A 17,956-nucleotide genomic window follows, 5' to 3' on the forward strand; every position below is an offset into this window, starting at 1 on the left:
ATTGCTTACTGCTGACCGAATGATGTAACTCCGCCACCTAAACTAGCGAGATCATCACTGTTTGTTGTGGGAACTTCAGCATTGTTACTATTGGTATTAGTTTCTGCTTGAGCTTCTGAAGTATTAGCTGCTTGATTTTGTGTACTTGCCACATCATTTCCGCTGCTGCCAGCACTATCAGATGAAGGTTGTTCGCTTGCAGGCGCTTGTGAACTGTATCTGCTCCCATTTGACTCAGTATAGGTTGGAGTGTAGCTCCCTCCTCCTGAAGAATAGGTTTCTCTTTCCCCCTCGCTACTAGTCGTTCCTGTTTCTTTTTTGTCAGTCTTTTGTCCTTCTTTTTTGGTCAAGACTTCAACTTGCTTTTGGAATTTAGAAATTAGTTCTTGGATGGGTTTTATTTTTTCATCAATAGTGGCTTGTTCGCTTGTGGAGTTAACACTTTTAATGATTTCTAGTATTTTTTGCAAGGAAGTGATGGCTGTCTCAAGTGTTTGTTTATCTTGAAACTGGCTATCAGAATCCTTTATATCTAATTTCAAAGCTTTTTCACTATAATGATTTGTGACTTTATCGGCAGTAGAAGCGAGAAAGTCTGCTAAGACCTTTTTGCCTTCATCAGTAGTTGGTTTTAATTCTTGAATTTTTTTCCAATCTTCTATAATGGTTTCAGAATCAATATTGAAATCTTTAATGGCATTTTTTACTTGTTCGACATCTTGTTGATTTTTTTGTTGTTTGATGAGAGCAACGTTCCCTCTCTCTGCTTGGATTTTTTCTTGATGGAGGACTAAGCCTGTCAAAAGTCCAATACCTGCAATAAGAGTAATAATAAAAATAGTATTTTTTGATTTTAGTATGTCTTTGTAGTTGTTCACATTAGTTTCACGCACATGGATGATGGTGTATATATGGAATCATGTGCGTATTCCTCCTTATAACAGTATATCATTTTTAGTTAATTTTAAAAATAAGTTTTTAAAGAGAATAGTGGTTTAGGATGAATTAATTTCTTTTGTGTCCTATCTTCATGTATTTATAAAAGAGGTGGCTAGGTTTGTCAGCATCTTCCTTGTCTTCTCTATCTAAGCATGTTATAATGAAAACTGCTCAAACGACCTTCAATCGTAGTAGCAAACACGACCTTCAATCGTGAATAAACGAATAGATGGGAGAACTACCATGAGTGATAACTCTAAAACACGTGTTGTCGTGGGGATGAGTGGTGGTGTTGATTCGTCGGTGACGGCTCTCTTGCTCAAGGAGCAGGGCTACGATGTGATCGGTATCTTCATGAAGAACTGGGACGACACAGATGAAAACGGCGTCTGTACGGCGACCGAAGATTACAAGGATGTGGCTGCGGTAGCAGACCAACTTGGCATTCCTTACTACTCTGTAAATTTTGAAAAAGAGTACTGGGACCGCGTTTTTGAGTATTTCCTAGCGGAATACAGAGCAGGACGCACGCCAAATCCAGACGTTATGTGTAACAAGGAAATCAAGTTTAAGGCCTTTCTGGACTATGCCATGACCTTGGGAGCAGACTATGTAGCGACTGGGCACTATGCTCGAGTGGCGCGTGATGAGGATGGCGTCGTTCACATGCTTCGTGGCGTGGACAATGGCAAAGACCAGACCTATTTCCTCAGTCAACTTTCACAAGAACAATTACAAAAGACTATGTTCCCATTGGGACATTTGGAAAAGCCTGAAGTTCGCAAACTAGCAGAAGAAGCAGGTCTTGCGACTGCTAAGAAGAAAGACTCGACAGGGATCTGCTTTATCGGAGAAAAGAATTTCAAAGAGTTTCTCAGTAACTACCTCCCTGCCCAGCCAGGCCGAATGATGACCGTAGATGGACGGGATATGGGTCAGCATGCTGGCCTGATGTACTATACGATCGGTCAGCGTGGCGGACTCGGTATCGGTGGCCAACACGGTGGTGACAATGCCCCTTGGTTCGTTGTCGGAAAAGACCTGAGCAAGAATATCCTCTATGTCGGCCAAGGCTTCTATCATGATTCGCTCATGTCAACAAGCCTAGAGGCCAGTCAAGTTCACTTTACTCGTGACATGCCAGAGGAGTTTACGCTCGAATGTACGGCTAAATTCCGCTATCGTCAGCCTGATTCAAAGGTGACAGTACATGTCAAAGGAGACAAGGCAGAAGTTATCTTTGCGGAACCGCAACGCGCCATTACACCAGGACAGGCAGTTGTCTTTTACGACGGTGAAGAGTGTCTCGGTGGTGGTTTGATTGACAATGCCTACCGTGATGGCAAGGTTTGTCAGTACATTTAAGAGTTTCTAAGAGGAATGAGAATGTTTCAGTTTTTTAAGAAAAAAACGGCTAAAAAAGAGAAGTCAATGACTCTCTTGGACTATAAAAAAGAGTATTTGAGGGAGAAAACGACAGAGTCGATAGAGATCTTGTTTAAGGAGTTGAAACAAGCTAAAGTTTGGGTCCCCTTCAATGCTTCTATAGTGAATGGGAGTGACGGACAAGAAGGAGTTCGCCTAAAACCAGATATTCTGCGAAAAGGAGACGACTACTATTATCCTTGTTTCTTAACAGAACAAGACATTCCTAAGGACTATTATGACCGTTTTTCATGGTTGCAATTACCTTTGACGGATTGTTTGTTTGCTGCGGAAGGGATGGAGAGTTTTCCTGTGAGAGGGATTGTTCTGGATGCCTTTTCTGACCCAGTTGAGATTGACAAAGGAGCTTTTGAAGCAATTCGCCAATCATAGTACATTTAGATTGACAAATGTTCTCAATTTGCTACAATAATAACAGCAATAGAAATGATGGTCAAAGCTCATGGATGTTGCAGGCTTTTTTGTCCTGCACTTCTTACGAGTTTTGACTGTTTTTGTGTCGTTTAAAGGAAAGGACAACATGACTCAACAAGACTTTCGGACAAAAGTGGGGAATACGGTTTTTGGCGTTCGGGCGACAGCTTTGATTCTCCAAAACCGCAAGCTCCTAGTCACCAAAGATAAGGACCAGTATTACACCATTGGCGGCGCTATTCAAGTCAATGAGAGAACGGAAGATGCCCTAGTGCGTGAAGTGAGGGAAGAACTGGGTGTCAAAGCTGAGGCTAGACAGCTAGCTTTTGTGGTTGAAAATCGTTTTGAACAGGACGGTGTTTCCTATCACAACATCGAATTTCATTATCTGGTAGACTTGCTTGAGGATGCCCCATTGACCATGCAGGAAGATGAGAAAAGGCAACCTTGTGAGTGGATTGATTTGGATAAACTCCAGAATATCCAGCTAGTTCCAGCCTTTTTAAAAACAGCCCTACCAGATTGGGACGGGCAACTAAGACACATTCATCTTGAGGAATAGGAGAGAAAATGACTTATAATTTTACGGAAGAATACGATATTATTGTAATCGGTGCTGGACATGCAGGGGTCGAAGCTTCCCTAGCTGCGAGCCGTATGGGTTGCAAAGTCTTGCTTGCGACTATCAACATTGAAATGTTGGCTTTCATGCCATGTAATCCCTCTATCGGTGGTTCTGCCAAGGGAATTGTTGTGCGTGAAGTCGACGCTCTCGGTGGAGAAATGGCGAAAACCATTGACAAGACTTACATCCAGATGAAGATGCTTAACACTGGGAAAGGTCCAGCAGTTCGAGCTCTTCGTGCGCAGGCTGACAAGGAGCTTTACTCTAAGGAAATGCGCAAGACGGTTGAAAATCAAGAAAATCTAACCCTTCGTCAAACCATGATTGATGAGATTTTGGTGGAAGATGGCAAGGTTGTCGGTGTTCGTACAGCTACCCATCAAGAGTATGCTGCTAAGGCTGTTATCGTGACCACAGGGACAGCCCTCCGTGGGGAAATCATCATCGGAGACCTCAAATATTCATCAGGTCCAAACCACAGTCTGGCTTCTATTAACCTAGCTGATAATCTCAAGGAACTTGGACTTGAAATCGGTCGTTTCAAGACAGGAACGCCTCCACGTGTCAAGGCTTCCTCTATCAACTATGATGTGACAGAGATTCAGCCAGGAGATGAAACACCAAATCACTTTTCATACACTTCACGTGATGAGGACTATGTCAAGGATCAAGTGCCGTGCTGGTTGACCTATACCAATGGTACCAGTCATGAGATTATCCAAAACAACCTCCATCGTGCGCCTATGTTTACAGGCGTGGTCAAGGGAGTGGGGCCTCGTTACTGTCCGTCGATTGAGGACAAGATTGTGCGTTTTGCAGACAAGGAACGCCACCAACTATTCCTTGAGCCAGAAGGACGAAACACAGAAGAAGTTTATGTGCAAGGTCTCTCAACCAGTCTTCCTGAGGATGTCCAGCGTGACTTGGTTCATTCCATCAAAGGTTTGGAAAATGCAGAGATGATGCGGACAGGTTATGCCATTGAGTATGATATGGTCTTGCCTCATCAGTTGCGTGCAACTCTGGAAACCAAGAAAATCTCAGGTCTTTTCACTGCTGGTCAGACAAATGGAACGTCAGGTTATGAAGAAGCTGCTGGCCAAGGGATTATCGCGGGTATTAATGCGGCTCTGAAAATCCAAGGCAAGCCTGAATTGATTTTGAAGCGCAGTGACGGTTATATCGGGGTCATGATTGATGACTTGGTGACCAAAGGAACCATTGAGCCTTATCGCCTTTTGACTAGTCGTGCCGAGTACCGTCTCATTCTTCGTCATGACAATGCTGATATGCGTTTGACTGAGATGGGACGTGAGATTGGGCTTGTGGATGATGAACGTTGGGCTCGTTTTGAAATCAAGAAAAATCAATTTGACAATGAGATGAAGCGCCTAGACAGTATCAAACTCAAGCCAGTCAAGGAAACCAATGCTAAGGTTGAGGAGATGGGATTCAAGCCGTTGACCGATGCAGTGACAGCCAAGGAATTCCTTCGCCGTCCAGAAGTTTCTTACCAAGATGTGGTAGCCTTCATCGGACCAGCTGCTGAGGACTTGGATGACAAGATTATCGAATTGATTGAAACAGAAATCAAGTACGAAGGCTATATTTCCAAAGCCATGGACCAGGTTGCTAAGATGAAACGCATGGAAGAAAAACGTATTCCAGCCAATATTGACTGGGATGACATTGATTCTATCGCAACCGAAGCCCGTCAGAAGTTCAAACTCATCAATCCAGAAACCATCGGCCAAGCCAGCCGTATTTCGGGAGTAAACCCAGCAGATATTTCTATTTTGATGGTGTATCTGGAAGGTAAAAATCGTAGTATTTCTAAAACTCTTCAAAAATCAAAATGATACGTCGTCGGCTTCGGCTCACCTAACTTAAGTTATGCTTTCGCCTAGCCTTCTAGTCTGATTTCGATTTTTATTGAGTTTTAATCTAAAAAGAAAGCATAGAGAAAAAGGCTCTATAATATTTGTAGTGGGTAAATCTCCTATAAATATTATGGAGCCTATTTTTGTGTAGAAAAAAAGTCCCATATGACCTATAATGAAAAGCGACGAAACAACTCATTAGAAAGATTCATATGGAACCATTACATTTTATCATAAAACTGCTCGATATCAAAGACCCTAATGTCCAAATTATGGATGTTGTTAATAGAGATACCCACAAGGAAATCATCGCTAAACTGGATTATGAGGCCCCATCTTGTCCTGAATGTGGAAGTCAAATGAAGAAATATGACTTCCAAAAACCATCGAAAATTCCTTACCTTGAAACAACTGGTATGCCTACCAGAATCCTCCTTAAAAAGCGTCGTTTCAAGTGCTATCATTGCTCTAAAATGATGGTCTCACAGACCTCTCTCGTCGAGAAAAATCACCAAATTCCTCGTATTATCAACCAAAAAATTGCGCAAAAATTGATTGAAAAAACTTCTATGACCGATATCGCTCATCAACTGGCTATTTCAACTTCAACTGTCATTCGCAAGCTTAATGACTTCCGTTTTAAGCATGATTTTTCTCGTCTTCCAGAGATTATGTCTTGGGACGAGTATGCCTTTACCAAGGGAAAGATGAGTTTCATTGCACAAGATTTTGATAATCTTAACATCATCACTGTTCTTGAAGGCAGAACACAGGCTATCATACGAAATCACTTTCTGCGCTACGAGCGAGCTGTTCGTTGTCAGGTGAAAATCATTACGATGGATATGTTTAGTCCCTACTATGCCTTAGCTAAACAGCTTTTCCCATGTGCTAAAATCGTTCTCGACCGCTTTCACATTGTCCAACATCTCAGCCGTGCTATGAGTCGTGTCCGTGTCCAAATCATGAATCAATTTGAGCGAAAATCTCATGAATACAAAGCCATCAAGCGCTACTGGAAGCTCATACAGCAGGATAGTCGTAAACTCAGTGATAAACGTTTTTATCGCCCTACTTTTCGCATGCACTTAACAAATAAAGAAATTCTAGACAAGCTTTTGAGCTATTCAGAAGACTTGAAACACCACTACAATCTCTATCAACTCTTGCTTTTTCACTTTCAGAACAAGGAACCTGTCAAATTCTTCGGACTTATTGAGGACAATCTAAAGCAGGTTCATCCTCTTTTTCAGACTGTCTTTAAAACCTTCCTCAAGGATAAAGAAAAGATTGTCAACGCCCTTCAACTACCCTATTCCAACGCCAAATTGGAAGCGACCAATAATCTCATCAAACTTATCAAGCGAAATGCCTTTGGTTTTCGGAACTTTGAAAACTTCAAAAAACGGATTTTTATCGCTCTCAATATCAAAAAAGAAAGGACGAAATGTGTCCTTTCTCGATCTTAGCTTTTCTTCAACCCACTACAGTTGACAAAGAGCCGAGAAAAACAGCTCCGAATCGGGGCTGTTTTCTTGCTTTATTCTTCATCTGGTGTGAGGATCATTGGAATAATGATTGGTTCACGTTCTGTATTTTCATAAAGGAAGGGACGAATGGCGTTGACAATGGCACCATTGACAGATTGCACGCTGGCGTCCTTATTTTTCAGTGCGATACGAATTGCATTGAAGAGGATGCGCTGGCTTTGGCGAATCAAGTCGCCAGATTCTCTCATGTAGACAAAGCCTCGGCTAAGGATGTCTGGGCCAGACAGAATCATCTGCGATTTGAAGTCAACAGTTGCGACTGCTAGAACGACACCGTCTTCAGATAAATCACGACGGTCTTTGAGGACAGCAGCGCCGATTTCACCGATACGATTTCCATCGACATAGATGTCTTGGGCATTGAAATGACCTGCGATACGAGCTGAGTCAGCAGTAAGAGCAAGCACATCACCATTGCTCATGATAAAGATATTGTCCTTCTCGACACCAGTATCCACCGCTAGTCCAGCGTGGACTTTTTGCATACGGTATTCACCGTGGACAGGCATGAAGTATTTTGGCTTAATCAAGCGGAGCATAAGTTTTTGCTCTTGCTGACCACCGTGTCCAGATGTATGGATATTGTTCACTTTACCGTGGATAACTTCGACACCAGCTTCAGAAATGATGTTAATCAGCTTGTTAACGCTAGTAGTATTTCCAGGGATTGGACTAGAAGAGAAGATGACCGTATCACCGGGCTGGAGTTGTACCTGACGGTGGGTTCCGTTGGCGATACGAGAGAGGGCCGCCATAGGTTCACCCTGACTACCTGTACAGAGGATCAGAACCTCGCCTGCAGGGTAGTCTTTGATTTCATTTGGCTCGATAAAGGTTCCCTTAGGAGCTTTGATGTAACCAAGGTCAATTCCGTTGACAATGGCCTTTTCCATAGAGCGACCAAAGACCGCAATCTTGCGTCCAGTCTTAACAGCAGCTTCTGTTGCTTGCTGGAGACGGAAGATATTTGAGGCAAAGGATGCAAAGATGATACGTCCTTCGATGCCTTGGATAATCTTCATGATGGACTGACCAACGACTTTTTCAGAGTTGGTAAAGGTTGGCACTTCCGCATTTGTCGAGTCCGAGAGAAGACAGAGCACGCCTTCTTCACCAAGAGCTGCCATACGGTGCAAGTCTGCTGGTTCACCAACTGGAGTGAAGTCGAACTTGAAGTCACCCGTACAAACGATTTTCCCTTGAGGAGTATGAATGACAATTCCCAAAGGCTCTGGAATAGAGTGAGTGGTTCTAAAGAAAGTTGCCTTGAGATTTTTAAAGGTCAACTCAGTGTTGTGGTTGATTTCGTAAAGTTTGGCGTTGCGCAAGAGGCCGTGTTCTTCGAGTTTTCCACGGATTAAAGCCAAGGCAAGCGGTCCAGCGTAGATAGGGACATTTGCTTGCTTGAGCAGAAAGGGAATCCCACCAATGTGGTCCTCGTGTCCGTGGGTAATCAAAACAGCCTTGACGCGGTCGATGTTGTCTACGATGTAAGAGTAGTCAGGAATGACATAGTCGATACCCAGCAAGTCATCTTCTGGGAATTTAATCCCAGCATCGACGATAATAATCTCGTCTTGGTATTCAATCCCGTAAGTGTTTTTCCCGATTTCTCCCAGACCACCGATGGCAAAAACGCCGACTTCTTCAGGTTTAAGAGTGTAGGCCATATTAGAACTCCGTAATCTCGAAAGCGCCAGTTTCTTTTTCGTAATCTAGCAATTTGTCAGACAAGAGTTCGATGAATTCGATGTTGTACTCTGGGCGATTTTCTTCGACAAGTTGGCGAGCAGCGATACGGCCCTCAAGTTCTGAGCTGGCATCGATGTCTAGGTATAGTGCGCGTGTTGTTTCGCGACGTGGGCTACGTTCTTTTGTTTCTTGATAAAAAACTTTGTAAATCATATAGTTCCTTTCTATTTTACAGGTCAGCTTATTCCAAACTTTTAGCATAAATTTGCTTGATTTCATTCCATTTTGTGTCTAGATTGACCTTGATTCGTTACAATTATTTCAATTATACCACAAAATGAAAAATTAGTAAAAGACGGAAACGAGAAAGTCACAGGACGATTTTTTTGGTAATCGTTTGCAAAAATAAAGAAAATATGTTATGTTGATAACGGAAATGAGTTTTATTGTTTGTCATAATTCCATATAGATTTTAAGTCAAGGAGGTTGCCCTATGTATAACTTATTTGCTTTTGCTATCGGAGCTCGCTTGGTAGCTTTTATTGTTTTTGTTGCTTGCGTTTATGCGGGGAATCTTCTATTTGCCAAACTGGAACGACGACAAACCAAGTTCTTGTGGAAAATTACCTTTGTGACTCTCTACTCGCTTTTTCTCCTCCTCGTAACCTATGTCGTTTGGTTTGTATTTTACTTTGGATTAAATGCTTAGATGCCCTGCTCATGCTGGGGCATTTTTGTTTGGGGATAAAGAAAATTCCCATGTGCCAGCTTTTGTAGTATAATAGTAAGCAGACAAAAAGATAGGAATGTGTTATGAAAGTATTAGCTTTTGATACGTCCAGCAAGGCTCTTTCTCTCGCTATTTTAGAGGACAAGCAGGTTCTTGCCGAGACGACGATTAATATTAAGAAAAATCACAGTATTACCCTCATGCCTGCCATCGATTTTTTGATGGCAAGTGTGAACTGGACGCCCAAGGATTTGGATAGAATCGTTGTGGCGGAAGGGCCAGGTAGCTACACAGGTTTGCGAATTGCGGTAGCAACTGCTAAGACGCTGGCTCATACTCTGAACATTGAGTTAGTTGGTATGTCTAGCCTATTGGCTCTGGTGCCCTACCAACAAGAAGGCTTGTTCGTTCCTTTGATGGATGCGCGTCGCAACAATGTTTACGCAGGATTTTATGAAAATGCCAAACCTGTCATGCCAGAAGCGCACCTGCCTTTTGAGCGAGTGATTGAGTTAATCAAGGGGGCTAGTCAGGTAACCTTTGTCGGAGAAGTTGGCACCTTTGTGGAGCAGATTCAAGAACACTTGCCAAGGACTAATTACAAAGAAACCTTGCCAAATGCAACCAATCTTGCTCTTTTGGCCTGGGACAAGGAAGCAGACTCCTTGCATGATTTTGTGCCGAATTACCTCAAACGAGTCGAGGCTGAGGAAAACTGGCTCAAGAACCATACCGAGTCTGGAGAGTCTTACATTAAACGCCTATGATAGAAATTAAACGAATCCAACAGCAACCTGACTTGGCTCAAGGCATCTACACTGTCATGGCAGCTGTTTACCCAGTCAGTCCTTGGACGCTGGAACAAATCCAAGCAGACCTGTCCCAAGACCAGACTTGGTATGCTCTGGCTTATGATGGGGTAGAAGTGATTGGCTTTCTAGCTGTGCAGGAGAATCTTTTTGAGGCAGAAGTCCTGCAAATCGCTGTCAAACAAACCTATCAGGGTCAGGGAATTGCATCAGCCTTGTTTGCTCAATTGCCGACAGACAAGGAGATTTTCCTCGAAGTCAGAAAGTCAAATCACCGAGCACAAGCATTTTACAAGAAAGAAAAGATGGCAGTCATCGCTGAGCGAAAGGCCTACTACCATGACCCAGTCGAGGATGCCATTATCATGAAGAGAGAAATAGATGAAGGATAGATATATTTTAGCATTTGAGACATCCTGTGATGAGACCAGTGTCGCCGTCTTGAAAAACGACGATGAGCTCTTGTCTAATGTCATTGCTAGTCAAATTGAGAGCCACAAACGTTTTGGGGGCGTAGTGCCAGAAGTAGCCAGTCGTCACCATGTCGAGGTCATTACAGCCTGCATCGAGGAGGCGTTGGCAGAAGCAGGGATTACCGAAGACGATGTAACAGCTGTGGCGGTTACCTATGGACCTGGCTTGGTGGGAGCTTTACTAGTTGGTTTATCAGCTGCTAAGGCCTTTGCTTGGGCACATGGACTTCCGCTGATTCCCGTTAACCACATGGCTGGTCACCTTATGGCAGCTCAGAGCGTGGAGCCTTTGGAGTTTCCCTTGCTAGCCCTCTTGGTCAGCGGTGGACACACAGAGTTGGTTTATGTTTCGGAGGCTGGTGACTACAAGATTGTTGGGGAAACGCGAGATGACGCGGTTGGTGAGGCCTATGATAAGGTCGGCCGTGTCATGGGCTTGACCTATCCTGCCGGTCGTGAGATTGACGAGCTGGCTCATCAGGGGCAGGATATTTATGACTTTCCTCGTGCCATGATTAAGGAAGATAATCTGGAGTTTTCATTCTCAGGTTTGAAATCTGCCTTTATCAATCTTCACCATAATGCCGAGCAAAAGGGAGAAAGTCTGTCTACAGAGGACTTGTGTGCATCCTTCCAAGCAGCTGTCCTGGATATTCTCATGGCAAAAACTAAGAAGGCTTTGGAGAAATACCCTGTTAAAACTCTAGTCGTGGCAGGTGGTGTGGCAGCCAATAAAGGTCTCAGAGAACGCCTAGCAACCGAAATCGCAGATGTCAAGGTCATCATTCCACCTCTGCGCCTCTGCGGAGACAATGCAGGTATGATTGCCTATGCCAGCGTCAGCGAATGGAACAAAGAAAACTTTGCAAGCTTGGACCTCAATGCCAAACCAAGTCTCGCTTTTGATACCATGGAATAAAGAGTCAGCTTAGGGCTGGCTTTTTTGCTCTCTTAAATGTCAGAATATTTTGACAAATAATTGTGAATAATGATATACTATATAAAAAATAGGAGGTGGTGAGATGATTGAGAGAATGGAGTTGGGAGAATTTTACAAGGAATTACGTTTGGCGAGAAAGCTCAAGCAGTCAGATGTGGCTTGTGCTGGTCTAACAGCCTCTCAGTTGTCCAAGTTTGAACTAGGGCAGTCTATGCTATCTGCGGATAAGTTGATCCTAGCCATCCAAGGGATCAATATGAATTTTGATGAGTTTGGTCATAAGCTAAACAATTATCAAGAATCCCTACATATGCAGATTGGTAGAAAGGTTGTGGATCGCTTTGCCCACCAAGATATAGCTGGTTTAGAGCAACTGTTGGAGGAAGTCGAGCAAGAACAGATGGCAGAGACCTATCGTCGTTTGAATGCCATTGTAATTAAAAACGCACTCCATTCCTTAAATAAGAACTATCCATTAGTAAAAGAAGATAGCGAGTTTTTGACTATCTATCTCTATGCTATTGAGTCTTGGACCTGGTTTGAATTCTATCTCTTTTGCAATACCATGCCCTTCTTGAGCAATCAAGATTTGATATTTTTATCGACCGCTTTAATTGAGAAATCTAGGGAATTTAAAGAGTTGGTACATAATCGATTGTATATGAAAAGTGGATTTCTGAATATTATATCAGAACTCATGGAGCGTAAACTTTTCTCTTATATCCCAATTTTTGAAGCTGAGCTAGAGAGCATGCTTCGTCCATACGATGTTTTTGAAAAAGTATTGTGGCAGTTTTTAAAGAAAATGAAGATTTTCCTTCAAACCAAAGGAAGCAATCAAAAAGAGATTGAAAGATTTATCCAATCTCTGCAAGTATTAGAAAATCCACAATTGCTAGCCCTCTTCGAATTGCGTTTGAAGCAATACAAAGAACTTATTGAGTAGTCAACAATTGCAAATCTGAAATTTCTATAAGAAAAAATATCAAATATGCGATTTTCTAAAATAAGCTAATTTTCGTGTTATACTATCCTTGTAAAGCACTTCAAGCAGATCCTAAGTCGCAGAAGTGGTTTATAGATGGGAATTCGTACAGTATATGTTTAATTATGAGCATACTGTAAATGGCTGGACTAAAAGTGAAACTTGGCGTCCTAGATAAAATGAGGTAAACGATGGAAAAACAAAGTCAGTTACAAATGTTAATTCATTCCCTATACAATAATAAAGAAATTAGCTTGACGGAAGAATTTAGGAAGCAATTGCTGGAAACAGCAAAACAGTTCTCTAGTACTAATGAAGATTTGTTAGCTGTACGTCTTTCTTTTGCCGTCTCTAAAGAATTGTTGAGCTTTAAAGGTGAACCGCCGACAGAGTTGTTGGATTTAGCAAAATTTGTCCAAAAGAAAGAAGCTAAATACAAGCAGGGAATAGTGTGGTCTGGTATTTTTAAGATATGATTTATTATAAAATACGGCATGAACATCATATAATGGATGAATCTGAATATGAGCAAGGCTTGGAGTTCAATATTAAACCAAGTCTTGTTTTCTATACACTGGAACTTTAAAAGGAGTTGTGATGAAAGTATTTCTTCAAAATAGAAATTTTAGGCAATTAACCATCAACCAGTGGATTTCAACGGTTGGGGATACGATTTTTTATCTGGCCTTTTTGAATTATGTGGCAGATGCATCTTTTGCCCCTTTGGCGATTTTACTGATCACGATTTCAGAAACCCTTCCTCAAGTTCTGCAAATCTTTCTGGGAGTTTTGGCGGATTTTCAACATCATCGTGTCCTAAAATATACAATGATTAGTTTTGCAAAATTTTTGCTTTACTCTATCGTTTCTTTATCACTTTCAGGGCAGTCCTTTTCCTTGTTATTAGTAGCATTTATTTGTCTGATTAACCTCTTATCTGACACATTGAGTTATTTTTCAGGCGCCATGCTCACTCCGATTTTCATTAGAATTATTGGGCAAGACCATCTGGCAGAAGCTATTGGATTTAAACAGTCAACTGTTAGTTTAGTGAAAACAATCAGTAATATTCTAGGAGGAGTCTTACTAGGTATTCTATCTATCCAGTCTATTTCCTTACTGAATGCTCTGACCTTTTTAATCGCATTTTTAGGTATTCTTTTCATAAAAACAGACCTCTTGAAAGTAGAAAAAACGATTAGCTATCAAGAAGGACTCTCTGTAAAATCCTTTTGCCAGCATCTGCTCCAATCATCAAAATTGATATGGAATATGAATAAGGTGCTCTTGGTTTTGTTTATTATCTCTATTAGTCAAGCAGTGATAAATGTTACAGTTCCTGTTTCTACTCTGTTTTTGAGGAATCAGCCCTTTTTGAATTTACAAACAGGTCAATCTCTTGCCTTGTTATCCACCCTTGAATTGTCAGCCCTTATTGTCGGAAGCCTTGTGAGTGGCTATCTGAAGAATACAATCTCCATAAAACTAGCCCTATATGCCTCGCTTATTATCCAATTACTCCTTTTAGTTGGCTTTGTGGCAGTTCGTTTTGACTGGATTCTTATCTTTAGTGCCTTGGATGCCTTTTTCGCAGGTATCCTCTCTCCTCGATTACAGGAACTCATTTTTAAACAAATACCTGAGGAGTCAATGGGAGCAGTTCAATCCTCTATCGGTGCCATTACAGTTGTTTTACCTAGCTTATTTACAATAGCTTTGGTAACCATTGCTACTAGCTTTGGAACTCTGGCAGTTAGCTTTGTTTTATTGCTATTTCTTCTAGCTGCCTTTATCATACTCTTGAATATCCGTGAAAACATTTAGCGAAGAATGTGTATATTATATGTTTGAGACTGGATTCCAGTCTGTTTATGATGGCTACAATCAGCAGACTGTTAAATTTTTGAGAAAGTTGCTTGACATTTCAGACCAATCGGTTTATAATTAAAAAATGTAGAGATAAATACATGAGAAAAGAAGAAAAAACAAGACTACGAAGAGAGAAAATCATTACCGCTGCTTTGTTTGAATTTGCTACAAAAGGCTATCAAGGTTTTGTCATCAATGAACTTTGTAAAGTGGATGGTATTTCCAAAGGAGTTTTGTATCATAATTTTTCAGGGGAATCAGACCTCTATCTAACTTGTTTTCAGGAGAGTTTTGAGAAAGCTTTGGCAGTGTTTCTGGGGGTGGAAGGTCAAGTGCCCTCCTTAGCTGATTATATGGAAAGACGTCACCAATTTTATCAGCAATACCCAGAACATAGCCACATTTTCTTTGAGGCAATGATTGCGACACCAGAAGAATTGGAAGCAGACATTGCACCACAGAAAGCTATCTTTTTGGACTTGAATGAACAAGTTTGTCAAAAACTTATATCAGAATCCAAAAGCTATCTTTTTGGACTTGAATGAACAAGTTTGTCAAAAACTTATATCAGAATCCAAACTGAAAGAGCATATTGATGAGAAACGAGCTATGGACTATCTGCGATTGATTCAGGATATGTTTCGTTCCTATTATTTAACTGTTTCGTCAGATAGCAGTTTGCCTGACTTGGTTTCAGGATATGAACATCAATTATCACAGGTTTTGGATATGATGATTTATGGAATACTAGAGGAAGATTCCTCTAAAAAAGGAGAAAAATAATGTCGAAAATTTGGAAATGGTTGTTACTAATTGCGGGTATTTTTGCAGTTTTTGCAGGTTTTAATATGTTTGCACATCCTCTTATTAGCTTGGCTTCCATGACTTTCTTGTTTGCACTTGTATTTGCAGTTCAAGGGATTTCTGAGATTGTACAATACTTCAAATCAGAAGAAAAGCATGGCTGGAATTTATTTGGAGGAATTGTTACCCTCATCCTCGCTCTTACCTTATTCTCAGGTAGCTTTATTGAAATGGTAACATTTGTACCATTTATCATTTCTTTATGGGCCTTGACAAATGGTATTACAAAAACTATCGTTGGTTTCAAGGTTCGTAAGACGGATAAATCGGTAGGTACCCCTCTAGTTTGGATGGGGATTTTAGGAATCGTAGCAGGTTTAATCATGATGGGATACCCATTGATGACCGGTCTCTATATTAGTTACACCATTGCCTTTGTCTTTATTTATCAAGGTATTGTGGCAATTGTTCAATTCTTCAAGATTAAATAAGAATAAAATGGAGTCTGTCTGATTACAATCAGCAGACTTTTTTCTCTTTCCTGAATGTGTTATAATAGTCCATGCTGTGGCTGGAGCCTTTTCAGCCTACTTATACTCTTCGAAAATCTCTTCAAACCGTGTCAGCTTCTATCTGCAACCTCAAAACAATGTTTTGAGCAACCTGCGGCTAGCTTCCTAGTTTGCTCTTTGATTTTCATTGAGTATTATTAAGACAATACGAGGAGAAAGATGAAAGAAAAAGGATTTTGGGAGGGGGCGCAGGCAGCCATGCCAACGGCCCTTGGTTATATCAGTATCGGGCTGGCCTGTGGGATTATTGGTGCGCCTTATGTGACACCTGTGGAGATGGGCTTGATGAGCCTCTTTGTTTATGCTGGGAGCGCCCAGTTTGCCATGTTGGCCTTGATTGCGGTTCAAGCTCCTGTGGCAGCTATTGCTATGACGGTCTTTTTGATCAATTTGCGTCTCTTTTTGTTGAGCTTGCACGCATCAACCTATTTCCGTCATACCAGTCTCTGGCAAAATATCGGTATGTCTAGCCTCTTGACAGATGAGACTTATGGTGTTTTGATGGGCGAATTGGCCCATACAGACAAGGTCAATCCTATGTGGATGCACGGAAACAATCTCAACAGCTATGTGGCTTGGTTTGTGGGGACAGTTGTCGGAACGGCTCTGGGTGGTCTGCTGCCAAATCCAGAAATCTTTGGCTTGGATTTTGCCCTAGTTGGGATGTTCATTGGAATTTTTGCTTCGCAATTCCAGATTATGCAAAGACGGATTCCTGTCCGCAATCTGCTTATTATTCTAGCAGTTGTTGCGGTGTCCTTCTTTTTACTCTTGGCAGTGGTGTCTCAGTCATTAGCTGTTCTGTTTGCGACGCTACTTGGTTGTACAATGGGGGTGGTTTTAGATGGTCAGTAAGTATCTTTTATTAGCAGTTATTTTCTCTGGCTTGGTGACTTGGATTCCCCGTATGATTCCCTTCATCTTAGTCAAGTATAAGGGCCTGCCTGCGATCGTTGAGCGTTTTTTGAAGTTCTTGCCTGTTTCTATTATCTTTGCCTTGATTCTTTCAAGCGTAGTGACAGGTAAGGTTGGGAGCCTTCCTCAAATTAAATTGCTAGACTTCTTAGCCGTCTTTCCAACAGCTTGGGTAGCCTTTCGCTACCGCAATCTAGTCGGAACGGTTCTCTTTGGAGTGGTCTTAATTGCAGTCTTGCGTTTGGTCTTTTAATACTCTTCGAAAATCTCTTCAAACCACGTCAGCGTCGCCTTACCGTACTCAAGTACAGCTTGCGGCTAGCTTCCTAGTTTGCTCTTTGATTTTCATTGAGTATAAATCAGCCATAAAGAAAACCTATCACAGAGATAGATATCATATAATGGCGTAAATGGTCTTTTTCTGTTAAGATTATAAGGTATTCTATTTTGGAGGAAATGACATGAAAAAAATCGTTAAATACTCATCTCTTGCTGCCCTAGGGCTTGTTGCTGCAGGTGTGTTAGCAGCTTGCTCAGGTGGTGCTAAGAAAGAAGGAGAAGCAGCTAGCAAGAAAGAAATTATCGTTGCAACTAATGCTACACCAAAACCATTCAACTATGAAGAAAATGGCGAATTGACTGGTTACGAAATTGAAGTGGTTCGCGCTATCTTTAAAGACTCTGACAAGTATGATGTCAAGTTTGAGAAGACAGAGTGGTCAGGAGTCTTTGCAGGACTTGATGCCGACCGTTACAATATGGCTGTTAGCAACATCAGCTACACTAAAGAACGTGCTGAAAAATACCTTTACGCAGCTCCAACTGCTAAAAACCCTAACGTTCTTGTAGTGAAAAAAGATGACCCTAGCATCAAATCGCTTGATGATATCGGTGGAAAATCAACAGAAGTTGTTCAAGGGACAACATCTGCTAAACAGCTAGAAGATTACAACAAACAACACTCAGATAATCCAACTGTCCTAAAGTATACTAAAGCGGACTTCCAACAAATCATGGGACGCTTGAGCGATGGCCAGTTTGACTACAAGATTTTTGATAAAATCGGTGTTGAAACAGTCATTAAGGACCAAGGTTTGGACAACTTGAAAGTGATCGAACTTCCAAGCGACCAACAGCCTTACGTTTACCCACTTCTTGCTAAAGGTCAAGATGAGTTGAAATCATTTGTAGACAAACGTATCCAAGAACTCTACAAAGACGGAACTCTTGAAAAATTGTCTAAACAATTCTTCGGAGACACTTACCTACCAGCAGAAGCTGATATTAAATAATTTCTTGAAATCATCCATTCT

The 17,956-nt window shown here is 41.5% G+C and carries 21 protein-coding genes; 18 read left to right on the forward strand and 3 right to left on the reverse strand.

The features are described 5' to 3' along the window. Window positions 1-5: 5 nt before the first annotated feature. The gene (locus tag M1G12_RS03925) at window positions 6-878 is read right to left on the reverse strand and encodes an ABC transporter permease family protein (RefSeq protein ID WP_247949428.1); all 873 of its coding nucleotides are present in this window, start codon (window positions 876-878) and stop codon (window positions 6-8) included. 304 nt (window positions 879-1,182) lie between these two features. Between M1G12_RS03925 and mnmA the strand changes: the two genes are divergently transcribed. The 5 genes from mnmA to M1G12_RS03950 all read left to right on the forward strand — a co-directional run bounded on the left by mnmA (window position 1,183) and on the right by M1G12_RS03950 (window position 6,773). Then, window positions 1,183-2,304 (forward strand): tRNA 2-thiouridine(34) synthase MnmA, encoded by a 1,122-nt coding sequence (gene mnmA, locus M1G12_RS03930; protein ID WP_247949429.1) that lies wholly within the window; start codon window positions 1,183-1,185, stop codon window positions 2,302-2,304. A gap of 21 nt (window positions 2,305-2,325) precedes the next feature. Continuing rightward, window positions 2,326-2,757 (forward strand): SseB family protein, encoded by a 432-nt coding sequence (locus tag M1G12_RS03935; RefSeq protein WP_247949430.1) that lies wholly within the window; start codon window positions 2,326-2,328, stop codon window positions 2,755-2,757. A 148-nt stretch (window positions 2,758-2,905) separates the two neighbouring features. Further along, on the forward strand, window positions 2,906-3,361 hold the full coding sequence (locus tag M1G12_RS03940; RefSeq protein WP_247949431.1) for an NUDIX hydrolase: 456 nt from the start codon (window positions 2,906-2,908) through the stop codon (window positions 3,359-3,361). A gap of 8 nt (window positions 3,362-3,369) precedes the next feature. Continuing rightward, window positions 3,370-5,283, forward strand: coding sequence for a tRNA uridine-5-carboxymethylaminomethyl(34) synthesis enzyme MnmG (gene mnmG, locus M1G12_RS03945; protein WP_247949432.1), 1,914 nt, complete (start codon window positions 3,370-3,372; stop codon window positions 5,281-5,283). 233 nt (window positions 5,284-5,516) lie between these two features. Further along, window positions 5,517-6,773, forward strand: coding sequence for an ISL3 family transposase (locus M1G12_RS03950; RefSeq protein ID WP_049501810.1), 1,257 nt, complete (start codon window positions 5,517-5,519; stop codon window positions 6,771-6,773). 71 nt (window positions 6,774-6,844) lie between these two features. Here M1G12_RS03950 and rnjA read toward each other — a convergent pair whose 3' ends face one another. Then, window positions 6,845-8,524: a ribonuclease J1 gene (gene rnjA, locus M1G12_RS03955; protein WP_000331983.1), complete on the reverse strand. Its 1,680-nt coding sequence runs from the start codon at window positions 8,522-8,524 to the stop codon at window positions 6,845-6,847. A 1-nt stretch (window position 8,525) separates the two neighbouring features. After that, window positions 8,526-8,759, reverse strand: a complete 234-nt coding sequence (locus M1G12_RS03960) for a DNA-dependent RNA polymerase subunit epsilon (protein WP_024057074.1) — start codon at window positions 8,757-8,759, stop codon at window positions 8,526-8,528. 280 nt (window positions 8,760-9,039) lie between these two features. On the opposite strand from M1G12_RS03960, the gene M1G12_RS03965 reads away from it, so the two are divergent. The 13 genes from M1G12_RS03965 to M1G12_RS04025 all read left to right on the forward strand — a co-directional run bounded on the left by M1G12_RS03965 (window position 9,040) and on the right by M1G12_RS04025 (window position 17,935). Then, entirely contained in the window at window positions 9,040-9,255 is a 216-nt protein-coding gene (locus tag M1G12_RS03965; protein ID WP_000282478.1) for a hypothetical protein, read from the forward strand. Window positions 9,256-9,359: 104 nt separating this feature from the next. Continuing rightward, window positions 9,360-10,043 (forward strand): tRNA (adenosine(37)-N6)-threonylcarbamoyltransferase complex dimerization subunit type 1 TsaB, encoded by a 684-nt coding sequence (gene tsaB / locus M1G12_RS03970; RefSeq protein WP_247949433.1) that lies wholly within the window; start codon window positions 9,360-9,362, stop codon window positions 10,041-10,043. Beyond that, complete coding sequence (gene rimI / locus M1G12_RS03975) at window positions 10,040-10,477, forward strand: ribosomal protein S18-alanine N-acetyltransferase (protein ID WP_247949434.1); 438 nt, start codon at window positions 10,040-10,042, stop codon at window positions 10,475-10,477. Before tsaB ends, rimI begins: the two co-directional genes overlap by 4 nt. After that, the gene (gene tsaD, locus M1G12_RS03980) at window positions 10,467-11,477 is read left to right on the forward strand and encodes a tRNA (adenosine(37)-N6)-threonylcarbamoyltransferase complex transferase subunit TsaD (protein ID WP_020901820.1); all 1,011 of its coding nucleotides are present in this window, start codon (window positions 10,467-10,469) and stop codon (window positions 11,475-11,477) included. The genes rimI and tsaD overlap by 11 nt, the downstream gene beginning before the upstream one ends. A 103-nt stretch (window positions 11,478-11,580) precedes the next feature. Beyond that, window positions 11,581-12,444 carry an Rgg/GadR/MutR family transcriptional regulator gene (locus M1G12_RS03985; RefSeq protein ID WP_247949435.1) on the forward strand — a complete coding sequence of 288 codons (864 nt, stop codon included), beginning with the start codon at window positions 11,581-11,583 and terminating at the stop codon, window positions 12,442-12,444. Window positions 12,445-12,674: 230 nt separating this feature from the next. Then, the gene (locus tag M1G12_RS03990) at window positions 12,675-12,959 is read left to right on the forward strand and encodes a bacteriocin immunity protein (RefSeq protein ID WP_004254985.1); all 285 of its coding nucleotides are present in this window, start codon (window positions 12,675-12,677) and stop codon (window positions 12,957-12,959) included. A gap of 121 nt (window positions 12,960-13,080) precedes the next feature. After that, window positions 13,081-14,307 (forward strand): MFS transporter, encoded by a 1,227-nt coding sequence (locus M1G12_RS03995; protein WP_004254988.1) that lies wholly within the window; start codon window positions 13,081-13,083, stop codon window positions 14,305-14,307. 143 nt (window positions 14,308-14,450) lie between these two features. Beyond that, window positions 14,451-14,897 (forward strand): TetR/AcrR family transcriptional regulator, encoded by a 447-nt coding sequence (locus tag M1G12_RS04000; protein WP_247942345.1) that lies wholly within the window; start codon window positions 14,451-14,453, stop codon window positions 14,895-14,897. A 64-nt stretch (window positions 14,898-14,961) separates the two neighbouring features. Continuing rightward, window positions 14,962-15,135, forward strand: a complete 174-nt coding sequence (locus M1G12_RS04005) for a hypothetical protein (protein WP_228111531.1) — start codon at window positions 14,962-14,964, stop codon at window positions 15,133-15,135. Then, entirely contained in the window at window positions 15,135-15,647 is a 513-nt protein-coding gene (locus tag M1G12_RS04010) for an HdeD family acid-resistance protein (protein ID WP_023948489.1), read from the forward strand. Before M1G12_RS04005 ends, M1G12_RS04010 begins: the two co-directional genes overlap by 1 nt. Window positions 15,648-15,887: 240 nt before the next feature. Beyond that, the gene (locus M1G12_RS04015) at window positions 15,888-16,583 is read left to right on the forward strand and encodes an AzlC family ABC transporter permease (protein WP_084950707.1); all 696 of its coding nucleotides are present in this window, start codon (window positions 15,888-15,890) and stop codon (window positions 16,581-16,583) included. Continuing rightward, window positions 16,573-16,896 (forward strand): AzlD domain-containing protein, encoded by a 324-nt coding sequence (locus M1G12_RS04020; RefSeq protein WP_049500714.1) that lies wholly within the window; start codon window positions 16,573-16,575, stop codon window positions 16,894-16,896. Before M1G12_RS04015 ends, M1G12_RS04020 begins: the two co-directional genes overlap by 11 nt. 208 nt (window positions 16,897-17,104) lie before the next feature. Continuing rightward, on the forward strand, window positions 17,105-17,935 hold the full coding sequence (locus M1G12_RS04025) for an amino acid ABC transporter substrate-binding protein (RefSeq protein ID WP_049500712.1): 831 nt from the start codon (window positions 17,105-17,107) through the stop codon (window positions 17,933-17,935). Window positions 17,936-17,956: the final 21 nt, after the last annotated feature.

The sequence above is a fragment of the Streptococcus mitis genome (assembly GCF_023110375.1).
In the GTDB taxonomy this organism is placed as follows: domain Bacteria; phylum Bacillota; class Bacilli; order Lactobacillales; family Streptococcaceae; genus Streptococcus; species Streptococcus mitis_CI.

Coding starts and splice junctions, on each gene's coding strand:
- M1G12_RS03960 (WP_024057074.1), bottom strand. CDS start 8,759: ATGATTTACAAAGTTTTTTATCAAGAAACAAAAGAACGTAGCCCACGT.
- M1G12_RS04000 (WP_247942345.1), top strand. CDS start 14,451: ATGAGAAAAGAAGAAAAAACAAGACTACGAAGAGAGAAAATCATTACC.
- M1G12_RS03990 (WP_004254985.1), top strand. CDS start 12,675: ATGGAAAAACAAAGTCAGTTACAAATGTTAATTCATTCCCTATACAAT.
- rimI (WP_247949434.1), top strand. CDS start 10,040: ATGATAGAAATTAAACGAATCCAACAGCAACCTGACTTGGCTCAAGGC.
- M1G12_RS03985 (WP_247949435.1), top strand. CDS start 11,581: ATGATTGAGAGAATGGAGTTGGGAGAATTTTACAAGGAATTACGTTTG.
- M1G12_RS03995 (WP_004254988.1), top strand. CDS start 13,081: ATGAAAGTATTTCTTCAAAATAGAAATTTTAGGCAATTAACCATCAAC.
- mnmA (WP_247949429.1), top strand. CDS start 1,183: ATGAGTGATAACTCTAAAACACGTGTTGTCGTGGGGATGAGTGGTGGT.
- M1G12_RS04025 (WP_049500712.1), top strand. CDS start 17,105: ATGAAAAAAATCGTTAAATACTCATCTCTTGCTGCCCTAGGGCTTGTT.
- M1G12_RS03965 (WP_000282478.1), top strand. CDS start 9,040: ATGTATAACTTATTTGCTTTTGCTATCGGAGCTCGCTTGGTAGCTTTT.
- M1G12_RS04015 (WP_084950707.1), top strand. CDS start 15,888: ATGAAAGAAAAAGGATTTTGGGAGGGGGCGCAGGCAGCCATGCCAACG.
- M1G12_RS04010 (WP_023948489.1), top strand. CDS start 15,135: ATGTCGAAAATTTGGAAATGGTTGTTACTAATTGCGGGTATTTTTGCA.
- M1G12_RS04020 (WP_049500714.1), top strand. CDS start 16,573: ATGGTCAGTAAGTATCTTTTATTAGCAGTTATTTTCTCTGGCTTGGTG.
- rnjA (WP_000331983.1), bottom strand. CDS start 8,524: ATGGCCTACACTCTTAAACCTGAAGAAGTCGGCGTTTTTGCCATCGGT.
- tsaB (WP_247949433.1), top strand. CDS start 9,360: ATGAAAGTATTAGCTTTTGATACGTCCAGCAAGGCTCTTTCTCTCGCT.
- tsaD (WP_020901820.1), top strand. CDS start 10,467: ATGAAGGATAGATATATTTTAGCATTTGAGACATCCTGTGATGAGACC.
- M1G12_RS03935 (WP_247949430.1), top strand. CDS start 2,326: ATGTTTCAGTTTTTTAAGAAAAAAACGGCTAAAAAAGAGAAGTCAATG.
- mnmG (WP_247949432.1), top strand. CDS start 3,370: ATGACTTATAATTTTACGGAAGAATACGATATTATTGTAATCGGTGCT.
- M1G12_RS04005 (WP_228111531.1), top strand. CDS start 14,962: ATGGACTATCTGCGATTGATTCAGGATATGTTTCGTTCCTATTATTTA.
- M1G12_RS03940 (WP_247949431.1), top strand. CDS start 2,906: ATGACTCAACAAGACTTTCGGACAAAAGTGGGGAATACGGTTTTTGGC.
- M1G12_RS03950 (WP_049501810.1), top strand. CDS start 5,517: ATGGAACCATTACATTTTATCATAAAACTGCTCGATATCAAAGACCCT.